This is a genomic window from Collimonas antrihumi (genome assembly GCF_018304965.1).
GTDB classification, from domain to species: Bacteria; Pseudomonadota; Gammaproteobacteria; order Burkholderiales; family Burkholderiaceae_D; genus Collimonas; species Collimonas antrihumi.
In genome coordinates this window covers 167,846-179,924 of record NZ_JAGQED010000002.1, presented here as the reverse complement: position 1 = coordinate 179,924, position 12,079 = coordinate 167,846, and the positions used below count along the sequence as shown (strand labels likewise).

12 protein-coding genes are annotated in these 12,079 nt (G+C 56.8%); 2 read left to right on the top strand and 10 right to left on the bottom strand.

The window, feature by feature from the left end; all coding sequences use genetic code 11:
- Together KHU29_RS03475 and KHU29_RS03470 are read left to right on the top strand one after the other, a co-directional pair.
- The gene (locus tag KHU29_RS03475; protein ID WP_211451294.1) at nucleotides 1-666 is read left to right on the top strand and encodes a TetR/AcrR family transcriptional regulator; all 666 of its coding nucleotides are present in this window, start codon (nucleotides 1-3) and stop codon (nucleotides 664-666) included.
- The gene (locus KHU29_RS03470; protein WP_211451293.1) at nucleotides 666-1,247 is read left to right on the top strand and encodes an LOG family protein; all 582 of its coding nucleotides are present in this window, start codon (nucleotides 666-668) and stop codon (nucleotides 1,245-1,247) included. Before KHU29_RS03475 ends, KHU29_RS03470 begins: the two co-directional genes overlap by 1 nt.
- Nucleotides 1,248-1,305: 58 nt before the next feature.
- On the opposite strand, the gene KHU29_RS03465 is transcribed toward KHU29_RS03470, so the two are convergent.
- From KHU29_RS03465 to truA, 10 genes are all read right to left on the bottom strand, one after another.
- Nucleotides 1,306-2,541, bottom strand: a complete 1,236-nt coding sequence (locus KHU29_RS03465) for a cystathionine gamma-synthase family protein (protein WP_211451292.1) — start codon at nucleotides 2,539-2,541, stop codon at nucleotides 1,306-1,308.
- Between the two features lie 80 nt (nucleotides 2,542-2,621).
- On the bottom strand, nucleotides 2,622-4,139 hold the full coding sequence (gene purF, locus KHU29_RS03460) for an amidophosphoribosyltransferase (RefSeq protein WP_211451291.1): 1,518 nt from the start codon (nucleotides 4,137-4,139) through the stop codon (nucleotides 2,622-2,624).
- Between the two features lie 140 nt (nucleotides 4,140-4,279).
- Nucleotides 4,280-4,768, bottom strand: coding sequence for a CvpA family protein (locus tag KHU29_RS03455; protein WP_211451290.1), 489 nt, complete (start codon nucleotides 4,766-4,768; stop codon nucleotides 4,280-4,282).
- 104 nt (nucleotides 4,769-4,872) lie between these two features.
- A complete protein-coding gene (locus KHU29_RS03450) occupies nucleotides 4,873-5,844 on the bottom strand; it encodes an SPOR domain-containing protein (protein WP_211451289.1) in 972 nt (323 codons plus the stop codon).
- Nucleotides 5,845-5,911: 67 nt separating this feature from the next.
- The gene (folC, locus tag KHU29_RS03445; RefSeq protein ID WP_211451288.1) at nucleotides 5,912-7,222 is read right to left on the bottom strand and encodes a bifunctional tetrahydrofolate synthase/dihydrofolate synthase; all 1,311 of its coding nucleotides are present in this window, start codon (nucleotides 7,220-7,222) and stop codon (nucleotides 5,912-5,914) included.
- Between the two features lie 66 nt (nucleotides 7,223-7,288).
- A complete protein-coding gene (accD, locus tag KHU29_RS03440) occupies nucleotides 7,289-8,161 on the bottom strand; it encodes an acetyl-CoA carboxylase, carboxyltransferase subunit beta (RefSeq protein WP_092415597.1) in 873 nt (290 codons plus the stop codon).
- Nucleotides 8,162-8,274: 113 nt separating this feature from the next.
- Complete coding sequence (gene trpA, locus KHU29_RS03435) at nucleotides 8,275-9,072, bottom strand: tryptophan synthase subunit alpha (protein ID WP_211451287.1); 798 nt, start codon at nucleotides 9,070-9,072, stop codon at nucleotides 8,275-8,277.
- 86 nt (nucleotides 9,073-9,158) lie between these two features.
- Nucleotides 9,159-10,424 carry a tryptophan synthase subunit beta gene (gene trpB / locus KHU29_RS03430; RefSeq protein ID WP_211451286.1) on the bottom strand — a complete coding sequence of 422 codons (1,266 nt, stop codon included), beginning with the start codon at nucleotides 10,422-10,424 and terminating at the stop codon, nucleotides 9,159-9,161.
- Nucleotides 10,425-10,435: 11 nt separating this feature from the next.
- Entirely contained in the window at nucleotides 10,436-11,113 is a 678-nt protein-coding gene (locus KHU29_RS03425) for a phosphoribosylanthranilate isomerase (protein ID WP_211451285.1), read from the bottom strand.
- Between the two features lie 123 nt (nucleotides 11,114-11,236).
- Complete coding sequence (gene truA / locus KHU29_RS03420; RefSeq protein WP_211451284.1) at nucleotides 11,237-12,061, bottom strand: tRNA pseudouridine(38-40) synthase TruA; 825 nt, start codon at nucleotides 12,059-12,061, stop codon at nucleotides 11,237-11,239.
- Between the last annotated feature and the right edge of the window lie 18 nt (nucleotides 12,062-12,079).

Sequence of the window (12,079 nt, the reverse complement as noted above, 5' to 3'; positions counted from 1 at the left end):
ATGGAGCAAAAGGCGCCGCGTCGTACCCGCGAAAAAATCATGGATCTGTCGCTGCGACTCTTCAATGAGTTCGGCGAACCCAATATCACCACTACCATCATCGCCGACGAGATGAAGATCTCGCCGGGAAACCTGTACTACCATTTCCGCAATAAAGACGATATCGTCAATTCGATTTTCGTCACGTTCGAGGAAGAAATCAGCCGCATGCTGGCCATGACGCAAGGGCAGCGTCCCACCATGCACGACGTCTGGCATTACCTGCACCACATGTTCCAGCTGATCTGGCGCTATCGCTTCTTCTATCGCGACCTGAACGACCTGCTGTCTCGCAACCGCACCCTGGAGCTTCACTTCAAGGAAATCTTCGGGCACAAGATAGCGGTAGTTAAAGAGTTATGCCACGGTTTGCACGAAGATCAGGCGCTGCATGCCACTCCGGCCGAGATCGACGCCCTGTCGTCCAACATGGTGGTGGTAGCCAGCTACTGGTTGTCATACCAGTACGTCCTGAATCCGCGTCAATATACGGAGCAGGCGGTAGTGGAACATGCGCTGGCGAGCGGCTGCTACCAGGTGCTGGCGCTGATGCAGCCCTATCTGCGCGGCGAAACGCTGGTCCATTTCGAGCAACTGAAAACCAAATATTTGCAAAGCAACGCCTGATGAAATCTCTCTGTATTTATTGCGGCTCTTCGCCCGGCGCTACGCCGGTCTATGCACAAGCGGCGCGCGAGCTCGCGCAAGCCATGGTCGAACAGAATATCGCGCTGGTGTACGGCGGCGGCAATGTCGGTCTGATGGGAATTATTGCCGATGAAGTCATGCGCCTGGGCGGCCAGGCCACCGGCGTTATCCCGGAAGCACTGCTGAAAAAGGAATTGGGTCACAACGGCCTGACGCAGCTGCATATCGTCAAGGACATGCATGAGCGCAAAGCGATGATGGCCGACCTGTCCGACGGCTTTATCGCCATGCCGGGCGGCGTCGGCACGTTGGAAGAATTGTTTGAGGTATTTACCTGGGCCCAATTGGGTTTCCACCAGAAACCGATCGGCTTGCTGAACGTCGACGGTTTTTACGACGGTTTGTTGCAGTTCATCCAGCACATGGTGTCGCAGCGCTTCCTGAAAGGCGAGCAGGCAGAAATCCTGATAGCGGAAGCGCGGCCTGCGGACTTGCTGCAACGGTTCAGGTCGTTTGTGCCGCATCACGTGCCAAAGTGGCTGGACCGCGACACCATCTGAAATGCAAACGGGGTGGACAAAACATGTCCACCCCGCTCTACTTTATTGTCTTGGCAGACTAGGCCTGCAGCGCTTGCCGGAAATCTTCCACCAGGTCTGCTGTATCTTCAATCCCGATCGATACCCGGATCAACGATTCGCTGATGCCCATGGCAGCACGGCGCTCCGCTCCCATCTCATAGAAAATGGTATGGGCAACCGCGATGACCAGGGTGCGATTGTCGCCCAGATGCGTGCCGGAAATCGCCAGCTTCAACCGGTTCAGGTAATCGAAACAATCGATCTCCGGCTTCAATTCAAAACTGAACAGATAACCGGACGCGCGGAACAGATCGGCTGCCAAGGCGTGTTGCGGATGTGATTTCAAGCCCGGATAGTGTACTGCCGCCACCCGCGGATCGGCTTCCAGCATCTGCGCCACAGCCAGTGCACTGGCGCTGCTACGCTCCATCCGCAGCGCCACGGTTTCTGCGCCGACGGCGATATGGTGGGCCGCCTCTGGCCCGAGAGATGCACCGAAATCACGCAAGCCTTTGGCGCGGATCTGCGCCATGGCCCACTGCGGCTGCGGATTGCGCTTATAGGCATCGAGAATATTGGGATAGCAGCTCCAGTCATACAAGCCGGTATCGGTGATCGCGCCGCCCAGCGCATTGCCATGGCCGCCGATCGATTTGGTCAGGGAATTGACCACCAGTCCGGCGCCCACCGATTTCGGCTGGAACAGATAGGGTGAAGTCATGGTGTTATCCACCACGAATAAAATGCCGCGCTCACGGCACAAATCGCCGATGCGCTTGAGGTCGGCAACCTGGGTGCGCGGATTGGCGATGGTTTCAACAAACACCATGCGTGTCGCCGGCGTCAATGCGGCTTCCACCTGCGCCACATCGGTGGCGTCGACCATACTCACCTTGCCGCCCTGGCCGGCATAAGTTTGCCACAGGCTGGCAGTATTCCCGAACAAGAATACCGACGACACCACGTGATCGCCTTCGCGCAGCAAAGCTTGCACCAGCGCGCCGATGGCCGCCATGCCGGAAGCGAAACAGATGGTGGCGAAAGCCCCTTCCATTTTCGTCACTTTGTCTTCCAGCGCTGCGACGGTCGGGTTACCTTGGCGGCCATAGCGGTAGCCGGACTGCTTGCCTTGGAATACTTCGGCCAGTTGGCGCGCATCGCTGTAACCCCAGGTTACCGAGGTGTGGATAGGCTTATGCGGCGCGCCGTGCTCGATGGCTTTTTGCCGGTCGCTGTGCAGGATGGTGGTGGTGAAGCCGTATCTTGAAGTCATATTTGATCAATGCTTGTTTGAGAGCCATGGCCTGCAGCGTGGGCAAAAAAACTTGCCCACCCTACTGCGCTACCGGACAATCAGTCGACTTGCGCCAGGCTCAGATTCAACTGCGAACGTACTGCGTCTTCGCTTTCCGGCTTTGGATTATTGCGTGCGAACTCGATGCGATCGAGGTAGTCGCGCGAAATGTCGCCGGTGATGTAGTTGCCGTCAAAGCAGGATGCTTCGAAATTGCGCAGCAAAGGATTGACGTCGGAAATCGAACGCTTGAGGGCGTCGATATCCTGATACACCAATGCATCGGCGGTAATTTCGCGGCAGACTTCTTCATCGGTACGACCGTAGGCGATCAGCTCGCCGCGGGTCGGCATGTCGATGCCGTAGACGTTCGGGAACTTGACCGGCGGCGCGGCCGAGGCAAAGATCACGCGCTTGGCGCCGGAATCACGCGCCATCTGCACGATTTCACGGCTGGTAGTGCCGCGCACGATCGAATCGTCGACCAGCAACACGGTCTTGCCCTTGAACTCGGAGCCGATTGCATTGAGCTTCTGACGTACCGATTTCTTGCGGATTGCCTGTCCTGGCATCAGGAAGGTGCGGCCGATGTAACGGTTCTTGATGAAACCTTCGCGGTATTCGATATTCAGCTTGAGCGCCAGCTGGATTGCCGCAGGACGGGACGAATCGGGAATCGGCATGACCACATCGATATCGCCGCCTGGAAATTCGCGCTTGATCTTGTCGGCCAGGTACTCGCCCATTTTCAGGCGGGTTGCGTACACCGATGCGCCGTCGATGATCGAATCAGGACGGGCCAGGTACACGAATTCGAAAGCGCAAGGATTCAAGGTCGGATTGTCAGCGCATTGCTGGTTATACATCTGGCCGTCGATGTCGATGAAAATCGCTTCGCCTGGCATCACATCGCGCAGGAAGCGGAAACCCAGGCCTTCCAGTGCGACCGACTCGCTGGCGATGACGTATTCGGTGCCCTTGTCGGTTTCGTTGAGGCCGATGCACAGCGGCCGGATCCCGTACGGATCGCGGAATGCCAGCAAACCATGGCCGGCAATCTGCGCTACCACGGCGTAAGAACCACGCACGCGTTTGTGGACGCTTGCGACAGCCTTGAACAAGACGCCAGGATCAAGCGAGTAGCCGATGGTTGCTTGCTGGATCTCATGCGCCAGCACGTTCAGCAACACTTCAGTATCGGAATCGGTGTTGATATGCCGTCTATCGTTTTTGAACATCTCGATTTTCAGCTGCTCGGCGTTGGTCAGGTTGCCGTTATGGGCCAGGATGATGCCGAATGGCGCATTGACGTAAAACGGTTGCGCCTCTTCCGCGCTGGCTGTGCCTGCGGTCGGGTAACGCACCTGGCCGATGCCGAAATTACCCGGCAGCGAGCGCATGTTGCGGGTACGGAAGACGTCGCGCACCAGGCCGTTGGCCTTGTGCATGAAAAATCCGTTGCCGTGATTGGTAGCGATCCCCGCTGCATCCTGGCCACGATGTTGCAAAAGCAACAAAGCGTCATAAATGAGCTGATTGGCGGGGTTGTGGGAAGCGATGCCGACTATGCCACACATGGTGGACTCCTAAACAATAAACAATCCGGGACTACTCAATGGGACTCACACAAACTTCGACACAAACTTCGTCACAAACCGCGACACAAGTTTCGGTATGCCATGCCGGCGAAATTCTGCGCAAATCCTGTAAAGCAAATTCAAAACTTCAGATGGCTGGCGAACTCACCCGGCAAATAGGGGATGACAGTACGCGCAGCGGTCTCCGCCAACGGGCTCAGCATCGCATCGCGCCATAAAGGCTGTTGCGGAATTGCCGTAGCACCACATACCAAAACCACCGCCAACACAATCACCAGGCCACGCGCCACACCGAACAAGACACCCAGTCCATGATCCACCAGTCCCAAACCGCTGGCTTTGATCACGGCTTCCAGCGCCATGCTCAACAACATCATTAATAACCTTACGCCAATAAACAATGCCAGGAAAGCCACGATTAAGCGGGTTACATTCCCAGGAATCACTTCGGGGAGCAATTTTGCCAGATTTTCACCGTACGCGTTGGCGACCACCAAGGCTACGACCCAACTTGCCAACGACAGGATTTCCTTTACCAGACCGCGCAAAGTGCTGATCACGACCGAACAGATCAGTACGAATAACACCAGATAGTCGAAAATCGTCACGCTGTCCGCATCGTTGTCTGCATTGCTGTCTGCATATCTTTGATCAGTGACCTATATGGCGCCAGATACGGCCGAAATCAAGCCACCCGTCCGCCAGCTCGTCATTAACCAGGAATCAAACTGCCGCTCAAACCCAGCTTGGCCAGCTTGGCGCGGGCTTTTTCAGCCTCTTCCTTGCTACTGAACGGGCCAACGCGGACACGGATGCGATCACCCGCCTGGGTTGGGACTTTTTGTGTATATGAATGAATACCGGCATCTTTCAGCTTGCCTTGCAGCTCATCGACTTTGTCTTGCGTTGCCAGTGCTGCTACCTGCAGCACGAATTTTCCAGGCTTCTTGTCGGCTGCCGGCGCGGCTATAGGCCGCCCTTCCAGAATCGCTTGCGCCCGCGCTGCGTCATCATGCGTATCAGCAATCTGGCTTGGCTCGACTTTAGGTTTTGGTTTGGCTTCCGGCTTCGGCTCTGGCTTTGGTTTAGGCTCCGGCTTAGGTTCGGGCTTAGGCGCGATCTCAGGCGGCACCGCCGCTACCACTTTAGGCGTGGCTGGGGCAGTATTGCCGGCATTGTCGGACACGGCCGGTTTGGCTGCAGTCGCGGCCGGTGGTACTGGGGTTGGCGCAACCGGGGTGCTGCTGGCCGGATCGACTATTTCTTCCTGTTGATCGAGGCCGCTGCTATTGCTGACCGATGCCGCGCTGGCCGAGGCATTTGCGCCCGCGCTTGCATCCACACTTGTACTCGATTTATCGCGCGACGGGATCTGAATTGCAATATCGTTAGGCAGCGACTTCGGCTCGGAATCGAGGATCATCGGCAGCACAATCACTACCGCCAGCACCAGGGCTACAGCGCCGACCAGCCGGCGCCGGGCCCGCTTCTTTTCCGGCAAGACCGGATCTACCGCTTCATTCGGCTGGTTGCCGGCCTTGTTTGCCTTGGCTTTGCGCGCACGCAGAGGCAATTCGCCCTGTTCCGCGCCAGGACCGAAGCCGGTATCCGCCTTTGAACGATAAACGCCCTGGTCAGGGTCTGTTTGCTGCTTGTTTTTGCGAAGAAAAGAGAACAAACCCATGCGATATTTTTTGCTAGCTAGTGAGCCGGTTCACACGCATACCCCGTGCATACCCGCTGATAAATCGTCAGTGAAATCCAGACTTTCGGGCCGCCATTACACCGGCCACAGTCAGGAACGATCCGAAAACCACAATTCTATCATTCTCACCTGCTCTACTTAATGCATTTGCATAGGCTTCTGCAGGAGAATCGAAAGACATGATGCTGGATTGCGCATCCGCCCCGTCTTCCGGATGGACACCGGCCTCCAGCAAACGTTCTTTCAACTGCTCGCCAGTGGCGGCACGCGGCAGCGGCAATGCCGTCAGACACCAATGATCGATGCGCGTCTTCAATTGGGTAACAATGCCCTCGATATCCTTGTCCAGCATGGCGCCGAATACGGCATAGGTATACGGATGAAAGCCCATGTTATCGAGATTCTGGGCCAGGGTCGCCGCCGCATGCGGATTATGCGCGACGTCCAGAATCACCAGCGGCTGTCCCGGCAAGACCTGGAAACGACCCGGCAAATCCATCATGACAAAGCCGCTGCGCACCTCTTGCGCACTCACCGGCAATTGCTGCCGCAATGCCTCCAGCGCCGCCAATGCCGCCGAGGCATTCAACAACTGGTTGGCACCACGCAGGCTGGGGTAGGCCAATGAGTTGCGGCGCTGGCCGCGGCCGCCGTAATTCCATTGCTGCTTGTCGCCGGTATAGTTGAAATCGCGCCCCAGCAGCCAAAGATCGGCGCCGATTGCATTGGCGTGGTCGATCAATGATTGCGGCGGCACCGGATCGCTGCAGATGGCGGCTTTACCGGCGCGGAAAATCCCAGCCTTCTCAAAACCGATTTTCTCGCGCGTATCGCCCAGGTATTCGGTATGGTCGATATCGACGCTGGTGACGATCGACACATCTGCGTCGACAATATTGACTGCATCCAGGCGTCCGCCCAGGCCGACTTCCAGGATCACCACATCGAGCTTGGCCGCTGCCAGCAGATGCATGATGGCCAGCGTGGTGAATTCGAAATAAGTCAGGGAAATGTCGCCGCGTTGCGCCTCTACCGCTTCGAAACTGGCGATCAGGGCGGCATCCGACGCCGATTCGCCGTTGATGCGCGCGCGCTCGTTGAAATCGAGGAAATGCGGTTTGATATACAGGCCGACCTTGTAACCGGCGCGCAGCAGGATCGATTCCAGCATGGCGCAGGTCGAGCCTTTGCCATTGGTGCCGGCGACCATGATGACCGGACAGGTGAATTGCAGCTGAAGTCTTTCCTTCACCTGCACCACGCGGTCCAGGCCCATGTCGATGGTTTTGAAGTGGCGTGACTCAAGCAGAGCAAGCCAGTCGGCCAGCGTCACAGGCTTGGCGGAAATATTTGACATTTTGACATCCAACTAAAAACAAAAGGCCTGAACCGCAACAGTTCAGGCCCCATGGCGAAATTCACATCAAGCGATGGATTCAGCCGGCTGATCTTGCAACAACGCCAACAAGCGCGCAATTTCTTCACGCATCTTGCGACGATCGACAATCATGTCGACCGCACCCTTGGTGACCAGGAATTCAGCGCGCTGGAAGCCTTCTGGCAGCTTCTCACGCACGGTATTCTCAATCACACGCGGTCCGGCAAAGCCGATCAACGCTTTCGGTTCAGCGATCACGACATCGCCCATGAAGGCGAAAGAGGCAGAAACGCCGCCCATGGTCGGATCGGTCAGGACGCTAATGAATGGCAATTTCTTTTCCGACAACTTGGTCAGCATCGAAGTGGTCTTGGCCATTTGCATCAGGGACAACAAACCTTCTTGCATACGCGCGCCGCCGGTAGCGGTGATGCAGATGAACGGCACTTTTTGCTCCAGCGCAACTTGGGCGCCGCGCACAAAGCGCTCACCTACCACCGAACCCATGGAGCCGCCCATGAATTCAAACTCAAACGCCGCAACGACCACTGGCAACGTCATGATGGAACCGCCCAGCACGATCAGCGCATCGGTTTCACCGGTGGCATCCATCGCTGCTTTCAGGCGGTCCGGGTATTTTTTGCTGTCTTTGAATTTGAGGGTATCGATCGGCAGGGTTTCCTGGCCGATTTCATAGCGCCCGCCGGCATCCAGCAAGGCGTCCAGGCGCTCACGTGCACGTATCCTCATGTGGTGATCGCACTTCGGGCAAACATGAATGTTCGACTCCAGGTCGGTGCGATACAAAACCGCTTCGCACGACGGGCATTTAACCCACAATCCCTCAGGGATCGATTTACGGGTTGCCGAGTCGCTGCGCTGAATACGTGGGGGTAGTAATTTTTCTAGCCAACTCATAGAGTGACCTCCTTCAGATTTTTTTCTTGCCGAATTGTACCTTCATCCCCAAATCAGCGAAATAGCTAATCAAATCAGTTGACTTGGGGAATCTTTTCATTCCGACATCTAAATTATTCGTCCAGCGCTTTCCGTATCCCTGACAAGAAGCTCTCTACCGCCACCACAGCCTGCTCACGCGGCGTATTTTCCAATTCCTGGATGATCCGGCTACCGATCACCACTGCATCCGATACTTGCGCCACGGCCTTGGCAGTTATTGCATCACGGATGCCGAAACCGACCCCGATTGGCAATTTGACATGTTTACGGATCGCTGCCACTTTGGCCGCGACTTCCGCGGTATCGATATTAGCGGCGCCGGTGACACCTTTCAATGAAACATAATACGTGAATCCGCTGCCAACCTTGGCTACCTGCGCAATCCGCTCTTCAGTCGAGGTCGGCGCCAGCAGGAAGATCGGATCCATGCCGTTAGCCTGCATTTTCTCCGCAAATTCTTCGCATTCTTCCGGCGGATAATCAACCACGATGCTGCCGTCGACTCCGGCCTCCTTGGCGGCGGCAATGAAGGCATCGACGCCCATCCGCTCCAAAGGATTGGCGTAACCCATCAATACTACCGGTGTGCTGGAATTGGTTTGCCTGAACTCGCGCACATAGGCCAGCACGTCATGCAAGCTGACGCCGAATTTCAACGCCCGTTCGCAAGCACGCTGGATCACCGGACCTTCCGCCATTGGATCGGAAAACGGCACCCCCAGTTCCAGGATATCAGCGCCGCCCCTGACCAGCGCATGCATCAGCGGCACGGTCAATTCCGGCGCCGGATCGCCGGCAGTGATGAAAGGGATCAGCCCTTTTTTATTGTTTGCGGCGAGTGCCGCCAAGGTAGTCTGGATTCGTGACATAGGATCTATCGATATGAATTGCGTTGTGGTTGTTTGCCCATCCGCAGCGGACCTAACTGCTACGGACGGGATCTCGGCTAACCGCGTTAAGCCAGCTTCAACCGTTCGGCAACGGTATGCATGTCTTTGTCGCCGCGGCCCGACAAATTGGCCAGGATGATCTTATCCTTTGGCAAGGTCGCAGCCAACCTGGCCGCATAGGCCAAGGCGTGGCTGGATTCCAGCGCCGGGATGATGCCTTCGATGCGGCAACAGGTGTGGAATGCCGCCAGCGCTTCATCGTCGGTCACGGTTTCATAAGTGGCGCGGCCGGTATCCTTCAGCCATGCGTGTTCCGGCCCGACACCCGGATAATCGAGACCGGCGGAAATCGAATGGGTCTCGATGATCTGGCCATTCGCATCTTGCAGCAGATAAGTACGGTTGCCATGCAGCACGCCCGGTGAGCCCAGCGTCAGCGAGGCCGAGTGCTTGCCGCTGGCAAGTCCCTCGCCGGCAGCTTCCACTCCGACCAGGGCGACGTCGTGATGATCGATGTAGGGATAGAAAATCCCCATCGCATTCGAACCGCCGCCGACACAGGCAATCACATGGTCAGGCTGGCGCCCGGTCATTTCCGGCATTTGCGTCAGGCACTCATTGCCGATCACCGACTGAAAATCGCGCACCATCATCGGATACGGATGCGGGCCGGCGACCGTGCCGATAATGTAGAAAGTATCTTCAACGTTAGTGACCCAGTCGCGCATCGCTTCATTCAATGCATCTTTCAAGGTCTTCGAACCGGACTCGACCGGCACTACCTTGGCCCCCAGCAGGTTCATCCGATATACGTTCTGCATTTGACGCTTGACGTCTTCGCTGCCCATGTAGACCACGCATTCGAGGCCGAAGCGTGCGCAGATGGTGGCGGTTGCCACGCCGTGCTGGCCGGCGCCGGTTTCAGCGATCACGCGCGGCTTGCCCATGCGCTTAGCCAGCAACGCCTGGCCGATCACATTGTTGATCTTGTGGGCGCCGGTATGATTCAAATCCTCGCGCTTGAAATAGATCTGCGCGCCACCCATCTGCTCGGACCAGCGCTTGGCGTGGTATATCGGACTGGGACGGCCGACATAGTGCTTGAGCTCGCTGTGGAATTCAGCCAGGAATTGCGGCTCGTTTTGATATTTGGCGTAAGCCTGCTGCAACTCGCTCAGTGCCAGTGTCAGGGTTTCCGATACGAAGCTGCCGCCGTACATGCCGAAATGGCCTTTGGCGTCAGGCAAGTTGTATTGGGCGCTTTGACGCAAGGACGTACTTGCGAGCGGCTGGCGCTCGGCGTATTGCTCGAGGGGGGTGAATTCTTTCATGGGATATCTCTCTAACCTAACTGATCGTGATCGGCGTCCGCCTGCCGTATCGCCTCAATAAACGCGCGAATCTTGGCGGCGTCCTTGATGCCCTTGTCTTGCTCGACGCCACTGCTGATGTCGACCGCAAAGGGACGTACGCGCTTTACCGCGTCAGTCGCATTGTGCACGCTCAAGCCACCACTTAAAACGACCTGAGGCGCGAGTTCTTTTGGGATGAGAGACCAATCAAATACCTTTCCACTGCCACCATAAGCTTCAACCAGGGTATCCAGCAGCAGCCCGGCAAACAAACGGCTGCCGGAATGATACGCCTGAGCGTATTCTAGCAAATCGGCGGCCACTGTAGCACTGCCAATCCGCATGGCGCGTATAAATGGCCGGTTGACCGATTGCGCCAGCGCGGCACAGTGCTGCACGGTTTCGTCGCCGTGGAACTGCAGCAACGATACCGGCGCCTGCGCCACTATTTCTTGCAACTGCTCCGGCTCGGCGTTGACAAACAGGCCAACCGTGGTGATGAACGGCGGCACCATGGCAATCAGCTCGGCGGCTTGCTGCGGGGTAACGTAACGCGGACTCTTCGAGTAGAACACAAAACCAAGGGCGTCCGCGCCCGCGGCGATGGCGGCTTGCACGTCCTGCTCACGGGTCAAGCCGCAGATTTTGATTCGGGTACGGTGGCTCATGGGGCTTGGTCTAGTCAAAAAAACATCGATATGTGCACTGTATCACCATGAAGATATCACGTTGAAAATATCATTTTGGATAAATGACTATTTAGCAATGTAAACGCGGGACACCCGAGATAGCTATAGCCAGGGCATCAAACCAGCCGGTTGCCGGGGTAACTGCCATTTCGGATCATAGGCCACTTGCGCCAGATACAAGCCGTCCGGCATGAAAGTCGGCGCGGCCAGGGCGCGATTGCGCTGCAACAGCAACTCTGCAATCCATTCCGGCGGTTTGTTTCCGTTGCCGGCATAGATCAGCGAACCGACGATATTGCGCACCATATGATGCAAGAAAGCGTTGGCGCGCAAGCTGAATACGATCAGGTCGCCGCGCCGCTCGATGCGAATTTCTTCCATCGTGCGTACCGGCGATTTGGCCTGGCACTCCACTGCGCGGAACGCGGAAAAATCGTGGGTGCCGACCAAATGCGCCGCGGCCTGACGCATCAGCTCAAGTTCCAACGGCCGGAACACCCAACCTGCCTTGCCTTCCAGTAGCGGCGAGCGGACCGGATTGTTGTACAGCAGGTAGTGGTAAGTTCTTGCCGTGGCGCTAAAGCGCGCGTGGAATTGATCTCTGGCGTCGTAATCCGCCGCTTCTCCATCAACTGGCACAGGCAACTCATGCGCCCAGCGCACGGCGATCGATGACGGCAGGAAGGCATTCAAGCCGCGCACCCAGGAAGAGATTTCACGCGACAGATGCGTATCGAAATGCACCACCTGCTCGAGCGCATGCACACCGGAATCGGTACGGCCGGCACAAATCGTGTCTACCGGTCCTTGCGTGAATTTTTGCAAAGCCGCTTCCAGCCTGTCCTGCACGGTCTTGCCGTTAGGCTGGGTCTGCCATCCTTGCCAAGGTGTGCCGTCGTACTGCACGCCGAGAACGATACGTTTCAATCCAGCTCCATTTACTAA